24 protein-coding genes are annotated in these 12,907 nt (G+C 66.6%); 18 read left to right on the top strand and 6 right to left on the bottom strand.

The genetic code is table 11. The features are described from left to right. Positions 1–268 precede the first annotated feature (268 nt). From VFX99_RS16045 to VFX99_RS16070, 6 genes are all read right to left on the bottom strand, one after another. Positions 269–646 (bottom strand): hypothetical protein, encoded by a 378-nt coding sequence (locus VFX99_RS16045; protein WP_329667290.1) that lies wholly within the window; start codon positions 644–646, stop codon positions 269–271. Further along, on the bottom strand, positions 627–974 hold the full coding sequence (locus tag VFX99_RS16050) for a hypothetical protein (protein WP_329667291.1): 348 nt from the start codon (positions 972–974) through the stop codon (positions 627–629). Before VFX99_RS16050 ends, VFX99_RS16045 begins: the two co-directional genes overlap by 20 nt. A 68-nt stretch (positions 975–1,042) precedes the next feature. Continuing rightward, positions 1,043–1,507 (bottom strand): hypothetical protein, encoded by a 465-nt coding sequence (locus VFX99_RS16055; protein WP_329667292.1) that lies wholly within the window; start codon positions 1,505–1,507, stop codon positions 1,043–1,045. Positions 1,508–1,547: 40 nt separating this feature from the next. Continuing rightward, positions 1,548–1,784 carry a hypothetical protein gene (locus VFX99_RS16060; protein ID WP_329667293.1) on the bottom strand — a complete coding sequence of 79 codons (237 nt, stop codon included), beginning with the start codon at positions 1,782–1,784 and terminating at the stop codon, positions 1,548–1,550. A 166-nt stretch (positions 1,785–1,950) separates the two neighbouring features. After that, positions 1,951–3,051, bottom strand: a complete 1,101-nt coding sequence (locus VFX99_RS16065) for a DnaB-like helicase C-terminal domain-containing protein (RefSeq protein WP_329667294.1) — start codon at positions 3,049–3,051, stop codon at positions 1,951–1,953. A gap of 75 nt (positions 3,052–3,126) precedes the next feature. Further along, positions 3,127–3,396 carry a helix-turn-helix transcriptional regulator gene (locus VFX99_RS16070; protein ID WP_329667295.1) on the bottom strand — a complete coding sequence of 90 codons (270 nt, stop codon included), beginning with the start codon at positions 3,394–3,396 and terminating at the stop codon, positions 3,127–3,129. A 391-nt stretch (positions 3,397–3,787) separates the two neighbouring features. Between VFX99_RS16070 and VFX99_RS16075 the strand changes: the two genes are divergently transcribed. From VFX99_RS16075 to VFX99_RS16160, 18 genes are all read left to right on the top strand, one after another. Next, entirely contained in the window at positions 3,788–4,945 is a 1,158-nt protein-coding gene (locus VFX99_RS16075) for a hypothetical protein (RefSeq protein WP_329667296.1), read from the top strand. Continuing rightward, entirely contained in the window at positions 4,942–5,103 is a 162-nt protein-coding gene (locus VFX99_RS16080; protein WP_329667297.1) for a hypothetical protein, read from the top strand. The genes VFX99_RS16075 and VFX99_RS16080 overlap by 4 nt, the downstream gene beginning before the upstream one ends. Beyond that, complete coding sequence (locus VFX99_RS16085) at positions 5,100–5,246, top strand: hypothetical protein (protein ID WP_329667298.1); 147 nt, start codon at positions 5,100–5,102, stop codon at positions 5,244–5,246. Before VFX99_RS16080 ends, VFX99_RS16085 begins: the two co-directional genes overlap by 4 nt. Continuing rightward, a complete protein-coding gene (locus VFX99_RS16090) occupies positions 5,243–5,527 on the top strand; it encodes a hypothetical protein (protein WP_329667299.1) in 285 nt (94 codons plus the stop codon). Before VFX99_RS16085 ends, VFX99_RS16090 begins: the two co-directional genes overlap by 4 nt. A gap of 43 nt (positions 5,528–5,570) precedes the next feature. Beyond that, positions 5,571–5,939: a hypothetical protein gene (locus VFX99_RS16095; protein ID WP_329667300.1), complete on the top strand. Its 369-nt coding sequence runs from the start codon at positions 5,571–5,573 to the stop codon at positions 5,937–5,939. A 211-nt stretch (positions 5,940–6,150) separates the two neighbouring features. After that, positions 6,151–6,363 carry a hypothetical protein gene (locus VFX99_RS16100; RefSeq protein ID WP_329667301.1) on the top strand — a complete coding sequence of 71 codons (213 nt, stop codon included), beginning with the start codon at positions 6,151–6,153 and terminating at the stop codon, positions 6,361–6,363. Next, positions 6,363–7,208 (top strand): PD-(D/E)XK nuclease-like domain-containing protein, encoded by an 846-nt coding sequence (locus VFX99_RS16105; protein WP_329667302.1) that lies wholly within the window; start codon positions 6,363–6,365, stop codon positions 7,206–7,208. Before VFX99_RS16100 ends, VFX99_RS16105 begins: the two co-directional genes overlap by 1 nt. Beyond that, positions 7,208–7,819 (top strand): hypothetical protein, encoded by a 612-nt coding sequence (locus VFX99_RS16110; protein WP_329667303.1) that lies wholly within the window; start codon positions 7,208–7,210, stop codon positions 7,817–7,819. The genes VFX99_RS16105 and VFX99_RS16110 overlap by 1 nt, the downstream gene beginning before the upstream one ends. A gap of 244 nt (positions 7,820–8,063) precedes the next feature. Continuing rightward, positions 8,064–9,155, top strand: a complete 1,092-nt coding sequence (locus VFX99_RS16115) for a hypothetical protein (RefSeq protein WP_329667304.1) — start codon at positions 8,064–8,066, stop codon at positions 9,153–9,155. Between the two features lie 95 nt (positions 9,156–9,250). Further along, positions 9,251–9,559, top strand: coding sequence for a hypothetical protein (locus VFX99_RS16120; protein ID WP_329667305.1), 309 nt, complete (start codon positions 9,251–9,253; stop codon positions 9,557–9,559). Then, a complete protein-coding gene (locus VFX99_RS16125) occupies positions 9,556–10,068 on the top strand; it encodes a DUF1643 domain-containing protein (protein WP_329667306.1) in 513 nt (170 codons plus the stop codon). Before VFX99_RS16120 ends, VFX99_RS16125 begins: the two co-directional genes overlap by 4 nt. Beyond that, positions 10,065–10,424: a hypothetical protein gene (locus tag VFX99_RS16130; RefSeq protein ID WP_329667307.1), complete on the top strand. Its 360-nt coding sequence runs from the start codon at positions 10,065–10,067 to the stop codon at positions 10,422–10,424. Before VFX99_RS16125 ends, VFX99_RS16130 begins: the two co-directional genes overlap by 4 nt. Then, the gene (locus VFX99_RS16135) at positions 10,421–10,633 is read left to right on the top strand and encodes a hypothetical protein (protein ID WP_329667308.1); all 213 of its coding nucleotides are present in this window, start codon (positions 10,421–10,423) and stop codon (positions 10,631–10,633) included. Before VFX99_RS16130 ends, VFX99_RS16135 begins: the two co-directional genes overlap by 4 nt. Before the next feature lie 175 nt (positions 10,634–10,808). After that, a complete protein-coding gene (locus VFX99_RS16140; protein ID WP_329667309.1) occupies positions 10,809–11,225 on the top strand; it encodes a hypothetical protein in 417 nt (138 codons plus the stop codon). After that, positions 11,222–11,344: a hypothetical protein gene (locus VFX99_RS16145; protein ID WP_329667310.1), complete on the top strand. Its 123-nt coding sequence runs from the start codon at positions 11,222–11,224 to the stop codon at positions 11,342–11,344. The genes VFX99_RS16140 and VFX99_RS16145 overlap by 4 nt, the downstream gene beginning before the upstream one ends. Next, positions 11,341–11,565, top strand: coding sequence for a hypothetical protein (locus VFX99_RS16150; RefSeq protein WP_329667311.1), 225 nt, complete (start codon positions 11,341–11,343; stop codon positions 11,563–11,565). The genes VFX99_RS16145 and VFX99_RS16150 overlap by 4 nt, the downstream gene beginning before the upstream one ends. Then, positions 11,562–11,759: a hypothetical protein gene (locus VFX99_RS16155; RefSeq protein WP_329667312.1), complete on the top strand. Its 198-nt coding sequence runs from the start codon at positions 11,562–11,564 to the stop codon at positions 11,757–11,759. The genes VFX99_RS16150 and VFX99_RS16155 overlap by 4 nt, the downstream gene beginning before the upstream one ends. 316 nt (positions 11,760–12,075) lie before the next feature. Then, a complete protein-coding gene (locus VFX99_RS16160) occupies positions 12,076–12,765 on the top strand; it encodes an N-acetylmuramoyl-L-alanine amidase (RefSeq protein ID WP_329667313.1) in 690 nt (229 codons plus the stop codon). The last annotated feature ends 142 nt before the right edge of the window (positions 12,766–12,907 follow it).

Below are 12,907 nucleotides of genomic sequence, written 5' to 3' on the forward strand. Positions count from 1 at the left end.
CGCTCGCACGCGCATCCGCTCGCGTCGGATTTGCCACCCGTGGGGTAGGGCCAATGCGATCAGCGCTTGCCGTTGCGACGTGGACGACCACCACGACCACTACCCCGCGCGCGTTGGCGGTACGGGCGCGCCTGCCCTTCATACAAGGTCACCATCGCCCCTGGGCACGCTCGCCCGTCCACCCAGTGCGTATCTACGAGCGTCTCTACGACCCTGTTCCACAGAGACTGCGCCTCTACAGGTTGGCCGCACCATGGGCATAGCTGTTTCATGCCGGCTTCGGTTCAGGCTTGCTCGCCCCGTTCGTCACCTTGCTGTCCCATCCACTCGGCTTGGCCTGCGTCGGAGGCTTTGCAGTCTTGCCCTTGCCCTTCTCTCCACGCTCACGGATGGGATGCTCTGTCGTGCGCAGCTTTTCCTGCGACATGAAGAGCTCGCAGACGCGCTCCACCGTTCCGTCGATGAAGATGTACTTCTTCCGCTGGTGCTTGATCATGCGCATCAGCACGATGGCGTACTGCGCCTTGTACTTCGTCTTTGCGCGCTTGAACTGGTCCTCCAGCTTCACCAGCTCGGTGATGCTCTCGTCCAGATCCTTGATCGACGCACGTCCCATGCCCTGCAGCTCACCCTGATTCTTTGGCATCGTCTACTCCTTGTAGGCCCCTTCGTACGTATGCATCCAGGTCCCCTTGTTCGTCGAGCACCAGCTCCATGAACCGAGGTACCCACTCTCTTCCCGTGGCCGCGCGCTGTCCCCAGCCCACGACGTAGATGCGATTGCCGCGCATGAGCCAAGCGGTCGCTTCGATGACGCACTCGACCTGAATCTTGCGAACGTGCGATGGCATTCCTCCGCCGTTGTCCTCGCACACCTGGACAAGGACGGCACCATGCAGCGCATCCATGGCCAGGATGTCGCCGAAGCCGAACGCGTCCTTGCGGATGGAGGTGTTCGGGATCCACTTCTCCACGACGCAAGCGTAGATGGATCGCGCAGCGCAGTAGTCCATCGTCCGCTTCGTGTGACTCACTCGCTTGCTCATCGGCCGTGCCCCAGCGCCGCAGCGGCCAGCCGCAGCTCCTCGGCCGTCGCCTCATGGTCCCTTGCCGCGCTCTCGAGCTCTCGCGCTTGCGACCGAAGGTGCGCAGCGAGCCGGAGCTGCTCCTCGCGCGCCTTGTCGATGATCTCGATGGCTCGCCCCTTCGGCGTCAGCGGAGCGCCCTTAGGTTGCGGCGGGTCGTCGATCTCGCCGGCGAGCGGCCCGCGAAATCCTCCGTTGCCGCGCCCATCCCACCACGCGAGCGCGTTCTCATGGATGCCGATGTGGTCCGGGTCGCGCGTGCAGGTCCCGTATCGCGAGTCGAGCGGAGCGTTGCCGCAGACGCGCGCGCGACACGGATGGGGCGTAAACGGAGGCGTGACCGTTCCACAGCGTGGGCAGATGAAATTCACGAGCATCGTCCGCTCCTGCACGAGGGACAGCTCCCCCGCCAAAACGACCATCGCTCGCCGCATCGAGCGCACCGCCAGAAGAACCAGCCCTTCATGAGTCCCCCGTGATGCGCTCCTGGTCCAGCTGCGCATCGTCGTAGCCGCTCAGAGCAACGATGGACTCCGCCACTGCCACCGCATGGCGCGCGAGCACCGAAGGTTGCATCCCGCTCGTCCTCTTGTTGGAGGTCCAGCCGGACGCGATGACGAATGCGCCCCTGCATACCAGCAGCGCTCGTCTCCGCGCCCGTCGGTTGGCTCGATCCGTCTTGGGATCGGGCTCGCTCATGGCACCCCCCGGTCGGTTCCAGCTGGGGGGCCTCGGAAGTCGGCTTCCAGGGGCCGTCTGGTGGGTCGGTTCCGGTTCCGGGTACTACTATACCCGGGAACCGACCCAACCAGACCCTCGCCACCCGGTTCCCGGAACCGACTCGGAACCGACTCGGAACCGACTCTCATGACGGTACCTCACCGAGGAGTGGGAGCTGGGTCTCCTTGGCCAGTTCGGGGGGGCAGATCATCCATCCGCCGCCCGTGCCCTTCTTCTTCATGCGCACCTCCACCAGTTCGCCGGTCTTGATCAGCCGCGTGATCGCCACGTAGCCGAGCTGTTTGTTGCAGTGGGCGAGGAGCACCAGATCGCTCCTCGTGGTCGGCTGCGTGAGTTTGCTCGCCGCGCCGAGCACCGACATGAGCGCGCCCTCCACCGCGTTCGACTTCTTCGCCTCGGCGAGCTCCGCCTTCACCTCGGCGGCCGGCCGCGAGTCGCCCTCGATGATCCATCGACCGGTGCGGCCTTCGTAGCGCGCGGGCAGCACGCGATCACCGCCGCCCATGCGGCCCTTGCCCAGCGAGAGCTGCACCGACTGGTCTCCGTCGTCGCCGATATTCTTGATGCCGCCGATGGAGATGGTGTTGGACGCGTACCGCTCGATCGCGGCGGACTCCGCGGCCAGGTCGGCGGTCTCGACACCCAGCTTGTCGCCCGAGCGCGCGATGCGAGCGTTCTCTCGGCTCATCTGGTTGAGCGCGACGACGACGATGCGGAGCTGCTTCGCGATCCTCTTCAGCGCCTTCATCACGAGCGCGACGCGTTGGCGGTGTTCCTGCTCATCGGCTTCGAAGATCTGGATGTAGTCGACCGCCACGACGATCGGCTCGTCAATGTAGACCTCGCGCATCCCCTCGACGGTGGCGCGCATCGAGGCGAGCGAGGCATCTTCCTCCTCGACGAGCACCAAGCGCGGGATGTTGGACGCGTGCACCATGTGCTCGCGCGGCACGTCGCCCTTGAGCACCTGCTCCCATGACGCGTTCGTCTGCATGCCGACGACCCGCGCCGCGAGCTCGTCGCCCTCCAGCTCGAGGGATAGGTAAACCGCAGGCCCGTAGTGGCGGGCGTGGTTGACGAGAAGGTCGGCCACCAGCGAGGTCTTGCCGCTGCCCGACGGACCCATCACCACGACGATGCCGCCGGGCCGGCACCGACAGACCTCGCGCAAGCCGAGCTGGAACGACACCCACGGTTCGTGGGCGCGCGCAAGGATGTCGTCCACGTAGGACGAGATCGGTCGCCACGGCTTGCGAGGCGGGGGCTTCCTCGCCCCGTTCTTCGGAGGAGAGGCCACGGGCTATGCCGCCCGCTTCGCCCCGTCCTTCCGCTTCGGCGGACCGGCCCAAAACGTGGCCAGGTCGCAGCCGAACAGCACGCACACCTTCTCGAGCATCTCGAGACTGATCTTGTTGCGCCCGTGCTCCCACTTGCTGAGCGTGGTCGCCGAGACGCCGATTGCCTCCGCGACCTCCACCGCGGCGAGGTCACGCCAGAGTCGCCACTCCCGCAGGAGGTGGTGGACGCGGGCGGCGAGGGACGAAGGCGGGGTCTTCGCTGGTTGACGCACGATACACGATTACCGTAGCGTCAATGGGGGCGTCAAAGTTCGTCGGGCCTGATTCTTGACTCCTGCGCACTGTCCGTTCGGTCATCTTTCGTTCGCCAAGGGGCTTGACGGAGGGTCAACGCTTCCTGTATCGATGGAGAGATGACGAAGAACGAACCGAACGGAAGGGAGGCGCCCGATGTAGAGCGTCCGACGGAGGAGACGGAGCCGCTCGCGCCCATCCCGGGCGAGCCGTGGTGGGACCCGACTATCCCCACGGTGCGTGGCGGCGAGCCGGCGCTCCCATCCTACATGATGGGAGACCCGCCGGTCACGATCGAGTCGCGCGCGCGAGCGGCGAGGTTCGCGCGCGTGCGTCGGCGCGGTGGACGATGACGGAGGGAGGACTTCGATGACGAGAGCACTTCTATTGTCGGTGACGTTCCTGCTCGGATGCATGGAGGAGCAGGTCGGCGCGGACCTGCAGCCTATCTGTGACTGCGTGCGCAACCCGCACTCGTGCTGCTGCACGACGCCGATCGTACTGGACCTGGAGGGAGACGGCATCCGGCTCACCTCGTGGGAGAAAGGCGTCGTCTTCTCGCTCGTGCCACCGCGCGGCCCGGGCTGGCGCGCGTGGACGGAGAAGGGTTCCGATGACGCCTTCCTGGGTCGCGACCACACCGGCGATGGCGTCGTGAACGACGGGTTCGAGCTCTTCGGGGACGTGACGCCTCAGGACGCGCCAAGCCTGGGCGAGTCGTACAACGGTTTCCGGGCGCTGGCGGAGTACGATGAGAACGCCGACGGTCTGATCGACGCGGCCGATGCGGTGTACACCGAGCTCATCCTTTGGCAGGACCGCAACCATGATGGCGTGTCCACGCTCAACGAGATCTCCGGGCTGGCCGAGCACGGCATCACGGGTCTGTCGGTGGTCTACGACGAGCCGAATCGGCCCGATGAGCATGGCAACCTGTACCGGTTCTCGGCTGCGGTGCTGGCCGCGCCGGGCTCGAAGGTGGCGCCGCGAGCGTGGGACGTTTCTCTGACCAGCCCGACACGAGCCGAGCGGCGCGCGGCCAGCCTGCCGGACCCGGTCCCCGCCAGCGACGAGCCCCCAGTCTCGCAGCCGAACGCGTTTGCGCCACCTGCGGCAGCCAGCGCCGGCGACTGCTTCATCACCATGCAGGTGGCGCGCCCCCTGTACAACGACATCGGATCGGGAACGGTCAAGACCCGGGCGCAGTGGTACCAGACCAGCGGGACCCCTTCGGATTGCCCCTCCTCGACGAACCCGACGACGGTGCGTCTCTATCAGTACCGCCTCGGCCAATGGAGGCTTCTGATCAACACCAACGGCGCGATGGGTCCGTTGATGTGGAAGGACGCGCCAAAGGTGTGCCGCTTCCGCGGTGACAGCGCATGGGTGGGAGAGGCGGACTTCATCTTCACGGAGTCTCCTTTCCAGTCTCTGAGTCGGTATGAGCGCCGGGGAAGCGACTGGATCTGGCCATGCAGCGAGTACCCTGGCGATAGCGACCTTCCGCCGTGCGAGCAGGAGCCATGAAGCCGCGGCTATGGTTGGAGCAGCGCGCCGATGGGTCGTGGCTGGCGTGCCTCGGAGCTTCCGGCGGCGTCGGCAGGGACCCGCAGGCGGCGTTGGACGAGCTCTCTCGCCGCATCCCGCTCGCCAAGCTCTTCTTCACGTCGCGAGTCGGCGCGTGACGGTGTTCAGGAGCTACCTCAGGAACCACCCCGACGCGGCGTGGTGGCTGGCCACGAAGTCTTTCGCGGACCATCTTCGTGCCCTGGTCCGCAAGGCAGACCAGATCGGCAACCGATGGATCCAGATCGACGTGAGCCCATGAAGATCGACCACGCGAAGCTCTCTGCCCACCTTGGCGCGCTGTCCGCCCATGTCTCGGCGAGGCTAGGGCAGGTATACGCCATCATGTCCGCCGCCGAGGACGTCTCGCGCGAGTCGCCGGCCCGGTACATGGTGCTGATGTCGGACGCCGCCAAGATCCTTGTCGACCTCATCGAGGTCTCGCGCGAATCGGGCCTGGAGATCGAGTTCCTGCAGCTGGGTCTGCGGGACGTCGAAGGTCGTCTCCGCCGCGCGCAGCAGAAGCGCGGCCAACCGTCGTAGGAAGGGAGCGAGCATGATCAAGAGAGAGGCGGATGCGGATTCGATGGTGCGGGTGTGGCGTGCCGTGGCGTCGTTTGAGTGCGTCGTCATCATCGTTGTGTCGCTGGTGATGACGCACCAGTGGCGCCGCGCGGTGGGCTTGGAAGCGTCGTTCGATGCGTTGTTCGAGGGAGAGAAGAAGCGGCTCGAGAACATGGAGGGTCTCGTTCACCAGGAGCAGGCCTTCAGCCGGTCGGTCATGGAGCGCGTGCAGGACGGCGTGGTGCAGCTGGAGCGATGTCGGCGAGACCAAGCCTCCGACCTGGAGCTCTTCTTCCAGTACCAGCGAATCGACGACATCTTTCACAGGAAGTTCTGCACCTCGTGGCTGAAGGGGCAGGCGGCGCCGCCACGCCTGCGTCTCGGACGATGACGACGTTCCACGGGTTCGACCTGACATGCGAGTGCGTGCCGTTCGGCGATGGGTGCTGGGTTGCTCGGGTGACGGGCAACTCTCGGTCCGGCCTGCGCGTCAGCGTGGCTCGAAGGGGTGGCATGTTGGGCACCGCGCGAGACGCGGCACTGGATGCCATGGGCCGCGAGCTGGATCGGCGTTACAACGCGTACGGGGCGAAGAGCGAGCCATGACCGTCAAGGTAGTGCACGGCGAGAGGACGTTCGACGTGGAGCTCAAGTGGGACACGGTCATCATGACCGACGGCCGGCGCACCGCGGGCTGGTGGCTGGTGTCGATCGACGGCAAGCCCCGGCCGCGCGGCAAGGACGTGGCGCAGCTCTACGAGAAAGCCGTGAAGCTCGCCACGCGGGTCCCCATCCCCCATCCCGAGGAGAAGTGATGCTCGATTCTGCATATGCGGACTACAACCGGATGCCCGGCATCCGCTGGACGGTCCTGGCGGCGATGGCGAAGAGCCCGGCGCACTACGTGCTGGAGGTGGCGAGGGTCTCGAGCCCCGACGTCAAGGAGACCGAGGACCGACGTCTCGGCCGCGCCATCCACTGCCTGACCTTGGAGGGCGACGACGTCTTCGGGCGCCGCTGGGTCTCCTACGAAGGCACGCGCGACAAGCGGCACGCGAAGTATCAGGCGTTCCTGGCCGAGCACCCTGGCGCGGAGGTGCTCTCGGTGAAGGAGATGCGACTGGTCAAGGGCATGGCCCGATCGCTTCAGCGCCACCCGGTGGTCATCCGATATCTGGAGACCGGCGTGCGCGAAGCCCCCCTGACATGGCGCGACGTGCCGACCGGCTTGCAGTGCAAGGCTCGCCCGGACTTGCTCACCCCGCATCGCCTGCTTGACCTCAAGAGCGGGCAGCGCATGGACGAGTTCGGGTTCACTCAGACTGCGCAGCGCCTCGGCTATCACTGCCAGATGGCGCACTACATGGACGGGCTGCTCGCGAACGGTTGGAACGGGTCGCAGGAGCCGATCCTCCTCGGCGTCGAGAAGACCGACCCGTTCGACGTCGTTCCGTACGAGATGCCCCACGCGATCCTCATGCAGGGTCGGCGGATCGTTCGTCGCCTACTCGATCGCGTGGCCGAGTGCGACCAGCGCGGCGAGTGGCCGGGCCGCGCTCCGCACGACGTGGTGCGGCTGAACTCCGCCGTCGAGTGGCGGTTCGCCGGCATGTACGACGACCTGTCTGACCTCGACATGTCCGGTCTGGAGAGAGAGTGATGCCCAAGAACGACGCCTACCTCGACAACTGGATCCTCGCCTACCCCGAGCAGTTCCTCAAACAGGAGCATCTGCGCGGCCGCGACTGGACCTTGACCATCTCCAAGATCGTGGTCTCGGAGATCGAGCTGGTCGAAGAGGGGGGAAGAAAGAAGACCGAGGATAAGCCGATCGTTCACTTCGACGCGCTCAAGAACCGGCCCGACAAGATGCCCTGGCGGTGGATGATCGGCAAGACATCCTGCCGCGTGCTGGAAGATCTGTACGGCCGAGCGATGCGAGATTGGGTCGATAAGCGGATCACGATCTTCCCCGACATGACGGTGCCGTGGCGCGACCGGCAGACCAAGGAGAAGCGGATGGGCGCGATCCGCGTCCGCCCGGTCATTCCGCCGGAACCCAAGTCGAAGGCGGATGCGTCGCCGACCGACGACTCCATGAAGGCGCACGTGGCCTCTCTGTGGGCCGCGCTCGAGACCGCGCTGAAGGAGCCGGACGGTGTGGCCCGGTTGAAGGCGCAGGTCGACGCGCTGCCCGACGGCGCCGACAGGGTGGCTCTCCAGTGCTCGGTGGAGCGACTGGAGCGGATGACACAGGTGGAGCCGGGATGACGCGGGACCGTCGACGGCACGCTCGGTACCAGCCCTCCGATGGTCCGGCGACACCGCCCGGCGCGATCTGCGGCGCGCGGCACTCGACCACCACCGACGAACCCCGCCGCATCAACTGCAAGCGATGTCTCGCTTACCTTAAAGCGCACTACCCCGAGCGGTACAACGCAGCTACCAAGGACAAAGAATGAGGATCATGATTCGATGTTTGGCGTTAGCATTCGTGCTGTCTGGCTCAGCATGCATGGACGAGGAGGTCGATGCGACGCGCCAAGCGTTGTGCGACTGCGCCGCCAACCCCCACTCGTGCTGCTGCACGACACCGATCATTCTGGACCTGGAGGGAGACGGCATCGAGCTGACGTCGTGGAATGACGGCGTCTCGTTCGCGCTAGTCCCAGCGCGTGGCAAGGAGTTGCGCGCATGGACTACCCCCGGCACCGACGACGCGTGGCTCTTTCTCGATCACACGTCCGATGGAGTCGCCACGGACGGACTCGAGCTCTTCGGCGACGTCACACAGCAGCAGAAGCCCGCACCCGGTCAAGCGCGCAATGGTTTCTCGGCGCTCGCACAGCATGACGACGGTGACGGTCTCATCGACGCCAGCGATCCCGTCTTCGCCGACCTGCGCCTGTGGCAGGACGTGAACCACGACGGCGTGTCCACGCTCGATGAGGTCTCGGACCTGCCGTCGCACGGCATCACCGGGATATCGGTCGTGTACGACGAGCCGCGCCGCCCCGACCCGCACGGGAACCTCTTCCGCTTCGCAGCCGACGTTATGACCGCGCGGGGTTCGACGGTGGCAACGACTGCATGGGACGTGTCTCTCGCCAGTCCGATGCCGTCGGAGCGCCGGGCCGCGGGAATTCCAGACCCGATTCCCCCCAGCCGCGAACCTCCGGCAGAGGGAGAGGGTAGGACGGACACACGGAGTCGTGATTTACCAATGGCGGCATGTCTAATGACGCAAATTGGTGGTCGGCCGCGCTATGAAAATGGCACGGTCAGTGGGCGAGCGTGGTGGACCGCTACCGGTAGCCCGTGCCCAACAATCTCACTCGGCACCTCGCCGAAGCTACATCAGTGGCATCTTGGCGAGTGGCGGATGCAGGTGTCGGCCAGCCTGCCGACGGCGTCGGGACAAGTTTTGACGGTTAACGAACCGTGCCCGTTCCCGTTCCGCTCCAGCTGGCGCACGCGGGCGGACTACACCTATCCACCGCCGTATCAGGGACACAACGCGTCGCTGTGGTCGGACCCAATCGAGCATCTGTGCTCGGCCTACGCGACCGGGAACGATCTTCCGCCCGAATGTGAACAGGAGCCCTGAGAACCAGCTCGCCCGCGCCGCTGCTGAACCCTCATGCCTTCAATGCCAAAACCAACGGCAGCGGCGCGGGCGTTCCTTTCATGGAGACATGGACCGTGAGCGTCAAGACCATCGAGCGCGTACGAGCCCGACGACGAGCCCGGCGCGTTGCCCCGCGCGGATGGACCGTCATTCCCTATGGCGCGAGCGACATGACCGAGTGCGGTTGCTCGGTCGGGAAGTACCTGGGCATCCCGTACACGCCGATCGCGTGGACGCGCGAGGGCGGAACCTACGGCATCCAGTGCATGACGTGCGGCGCGTGGTGGACCCGCGCGGTTCCGTTCGGCGTCATCGGGACCGGTCTCTTTGTGGACGGGTCGCATCCCGAGGTGCGGGCCATGCGGGCGCGGAGGGCGTCGTGATCCTCCCTCCGGGTGCGCTGTTCTCGGCGTGCGACACGTATCGGTACCTCCTGTGGCGACACTGGGCCGACGGTCCGTTCTGTTGTTTCATCATGCTCAACCCCAGCACTGCCGACGCGACCCGCAACGATCCGACGGTGCGCCGGTGCATCGGCTTCGCGAAGTCATGGGGGTTCGCCGGCCTCGACGTGGTCAACATCTTCGCGCTGCGCTCCACCGATCCGAAGGTGCTCCGCAAGCACGCCGACCCGATCGGCCCCGACAACGACGAAGCCATCCGGGTGGCGGTTCGTCGGTGCCATCTCGTGGTCTGCGCGTGGGGCAACTACGGGCGCCTGCATGACCGCGGCACGAAGGTTCTCCTGTCACTGCAGGCAATGGGCGTGCGGCCGGTGTGCTTCAAGCTGACGAAGGACACCACGCGCAAACCCGGCCAGCCCGAGCACCCGCTGTATCAGCAAGCGCGCCCGCTCAGCGCGATGCAGACCCTCGCGGTGGTGCCCCGATGAAGATGTCGCAGGTCGAGCTTGAGCGTTTTCGCGCCGGCTTCTGTCGATGTGGCAAGGAGCGCGCGCTGCCGGGGAAGAAGCTCGGGCCGAACTGCGCTGCTCAGAGAAAGGCCATCGAGGCACGGCGCGCGGCCAAACGGCGCGAGTCGCGGACCGGACGGAGCGGCGTGAAGAAACAGTGCGACATCTGTCTCCGCAAAGGGCACACGCCGAAGACGTGCGACCAGAAGCCGGAGAACGACCAGCCCCGGCGGTGTTCCCGCTGCCGAGACTGGGCAGTACCGGGCGAGCTCTACTGCCGCCCGCACCTCATCACGCTCGCACAGAACGAGCGGGAAGGATGGTTTCAGGAATGAAGATTGTCATCGTGTTCGCCCTCGTGGCGCTGTTCTCGCTGTCGAGCCGTGGCACCACCGCGGCGGCGCCGACCTGGCCACCGGCCCCGCAGGCGTGCGTCCAGCTCGGCGCGACGTGCTCCTCGGTCACCCCGTGCTGCCCGGGTCAGGGGATCTGCAAGCGCGTCGACTACAACGGCTCTCGCTACAGCTGGCAGTGCCGCCCGTGATGGACGAAGAGCCGAAGCGCGGGCCGCGCGGTCGCGTCGGCGACGGGAACCCGGGCCGCAACTTCCGGCGACGGATACGGACGATTCTGGCCATGCATGAGTTCCCTGTGCGGGCCCGGAGCGCGGCGCGTCTGTCGGAAGAGGGCCGGGCGTGGCTGGCCAGGAAGGCGGGCCGATGACCGCGCCGGCGTGGACGCCCGAGATGGAGGCCCGCGCTCGGGCGCTGCTGGCCGGAGCGGTGCCCGGGCCATGGGAGATCGACGAAGAAGGGGATATCAAGGCTGGCCCGACGAGCGAGGCTATCGGCGTCCACGTCGCGCAGATCGATGAGTTCCCCTGCGTCGAGGAGGACAAGATGGACGGCGCCGCGATGGAGATCGAAGCGACAGGTCAGCTGATCGCGGCTGCCCCTTTCATGCTCGGCGCAGCGCTGGCCGAGATCGAACGCCTGCGCGGCGAGGTGAAGCGACTCGAGACGGAGATCACCGACTACGCGCTCACCCGGGTCACCGGCCGCCTCGGCCCGACGAACGCGGAGATCGACGCGGCGGACAACGCGGCCGGGCGACGTCGAGCGAGGAGAAGGAAGTGAAGGCGATCTTTCAGATCGTCGCCGCGCTGGCCGCTCTCGTCGCGTTCGTGATGAGCGTGGACCTCGTCGTGTCGGAGCATCGCCGGCGACGCAGCCTGCGAAGGATAGGAAGACGATGACTCACAAACGCGGTAGCAATCACTGCGCACCTGGGATGACGGCCGGACCGGAGTGGCCACAGGAGCGGTGGCTCATCGAGCGCGCAGCCGACGGGGAGTTCATCTGCTCTCACTCCAGCGAGCGCCTGGCCCGCGATTGCCTGAACGGAAGCCGCCGCATCCGCCACGTCTGGATCGACCGGTATGGCAAAGAGGTCCCCGCGCCGGACGTGCCCGCATGAAACAGACGGCGATGGCGTTCGACTCCACCATGGCGATCGATGCGGCCCGCAGGGAGGTCGCACTCTGTCAGCGGCAACTCGATATTGGGAGCTCGCCCGACTTCTGGCGGCGGCGGCTAGATCACGCTGCCAAGCAGCTGGAGGCCGCGGCTGCCATCTTGCGGACGCAGCTCGCGGCGATGGGTGACCCGTGAGCCAGACCGAAGACGAGCGCCTGATCGACGCGTGCGAGGATGGCGGGCCGGGGGGACGGTCTGCGGGTCTGAAGTTGATGGCGCAGCGGGATGAGGCCCGTCGTGCCCTGACAGGGGGGACCCGGCCATCCCTTATCGGTCCGGCGGATACGGGTGGTCAATGCACCGGAGTAAGCGCAAGGTGGTGCCCTCGGTGCGGCGTCTGCACGTGCCGGGAACCAGATCAGTTCGATGCGTCAGACGACTTCGGCGATCCGAAGTGCCCGCTGCACAGCGCAGATTCTCGCCACGCGCTGGTTACGGATGGAGGTGGGTGATGGGGTTCTTCGACTGGGTTCGCCGCCTTTGGTCCGAGCCGATGGATCCGGTGACCGGCCATCGCACGGACCAGGTCACCGACCTGGAGGTCGACGGCGAGGGCTGGCTCGTCGGCCGCGGCGTGCGCCGGCTGCCGAGCGTTCGGCACAGCTCGCTCTCGGTGCCCACACCCATCGCCCTCATGTGGCACTACACCGCGACGGACCCGGGCACCGCTGGGTCGCTGGCCAAGCGCATCCAGACGTACAGGAGCGGGCACGACCGAGCGGCGAGCTGGCACGTCTGCATCGGCGTGGACGGCACCCTGTGGCAGAGCGTGCCGTTCCTGCGTGGCGCCTGGCATTGCGCGCGCGGGGTCGTCGAGCATCGGCGGTGGCACGGCGATCGGTTCATGTGGGACTACGACGTCGCCGACAGTCACCGCATCAACGCGTGCGCGATCGGCGTCGAGCTGGAAGGGCATGGGAAGACGTTCTCCAACCCTCAGGTGGCCGGGGCCATGCGGCTCCTCGGCGCCGTCGTAGAGGCGTATCAGATCCATCCCACGATGGCGGTCCTCGCGCACAGTCACTTCGATCCGTCGCGGCGCCGCGACCCGGGCCCGGTGTGGCGCGATCTCCTGCCGCTCTTGCTGCGCGGCGCGTACAACGTGAAACGGCTGCCGGACCTCTCGGAGTTCTCCGGCTGACAGACTCCGCCGAGCACGACGCTCGGCGGTCAACAAGGGTGGCCTGGAACCGCCCGCGGGAAGGGAGCGGCGTGATGACGAGAGTCGCGATGATGGTGGTGGTGGGCCTGATGGCGGGCTGTATCGAGGAGGTCGACACCAG

This window comes from Microbacterium sp. (assembly GCF_036277215.1).
Classification (GTDB): domain Bacteria; phylum Actinomycetota; class Actinomycetes; order Actinomycetales; family Microbacteriaceae; genus Microbacterium.

Bases quoted from the DNA above. Each gene is read 5' to 3' on its own strand.
- VFX99_RS16060 (WP_329667293.1), bottom strand. From the start codon at position 1,784: ATGAGCGAGCCCGATCCCAAGACGGATCGAGCCAACCGACGGGCGCGG.
- VFX99_RS16105 (WP_329667302.1), top strand. From the start codon at position 6,363: ATGCTCGATTCTGCATATGCGGACTACAACCGGATGCCCGGCATCCGC.
- VFX99_RS16155 (WP_329667312.1), top strand. From the start codon at position 11,562: ATGAAACAGACGGCGATGGCGTTCGACTCCACCATGGCGATCGATGCG.
- VFX99_RS16090 (WP_329667299.1), top strand. From the start codon at position 5,243: ATGAAGATCGACCACGCGAAGCTCTCTGCCCACCTTGGCGCGCTGTCC.
- VFX99_RS16130 (WP_329667307.1), top strand. From the start codon at position 10,065: ATGAAGATGTCGCAGGTCGAGCTTGAGCGTTTTCGCGCCGGCTTCTGT.
- VFX99_RS16160 (WP_329667313.1), top strand. From the start codon at position 12,076: ATGGGGTTCTTCGACTGGGTTCGCCGCCTTTGGTCCGAGCCGATGGAT.
- VFX99_RS16055 (WP_329667292.1), bottom strand. From the start codon at position 1,507: ATGGTCGTTTTGGCGGGGGAGCTGTCCCTCGTGCAGGAGCGGACGATG.
- VFX99_RS16140 (WP_329667309.1), top strand. From the start codon at position 10,809: ATGACCGCGCCGGCGTGGACGCCCGAGATGGAGGCCCGCGCTCGGGCG.
- VFX99_RS16045 (WP_329667290.1), bottom strand. From the start codon at position 646: ATGCCAAAGAATCAGGGTGAGCTGCAGGGCATGGGACGTGCGTCGATC.
- VFX99_RS16095 (WP_329667300.1), top strand. From the start codon at position 5,571: ATGGTGCGGGTGTGGCGTGCCGTGGCGTCGTTTGAGTGCGTCGTCATC.
- VFX99_RS16100 (WP_329667301.1), top strand. From the start codon at position 6,151: ATGACCGTCAAGGTAGTGCACGGCGAGAGGACGTTCGACGTGGAGCTC.
- VFX99_RS16150 (WP_329667311.1), top strand. From the start codon at position 11,341: ATGACTCACAAACGCGGTAGCAATCACTGCGCACCTGGGATGACGGCC.
- VFX99_RS16075 (WP_329667296.1), top strand. From the start codon at position 3,788: ATGACGAGAGCACTTCTATTGTCGGTGACGTTCCTGCTCGGATGCATG.
- VFX99_RS16080 (WP_329667297.1), top strand. From the start codon at position 4,942: ATGAAGCCGCGGCTATGGTTGGAGCAGCGCGCCGATGGGTCGTGGCTG.
- VFX99_RS16115 (WP_329667304.1), top strand. From the start codon at position 8,064: ATGGACGAGGAGGTCGATGCGACGCGCCAAGCGTTGTGCGACTGCGCC.
- VFX99_RS16135 (WP_329667308.1), top strand. From the start codon at position 10,421: ATGAAGATTGTCATCGTGTTCGCCCTCGTGGCGCTGTTCTCGCTGTCG.
- VFX99_RS16110 (WP_329667303.1), top strand. From the start codon at position 7,208: ATGCCCAAGAACGACGCCTACCTCGACAACTGGATCCTCGCCTACCCC.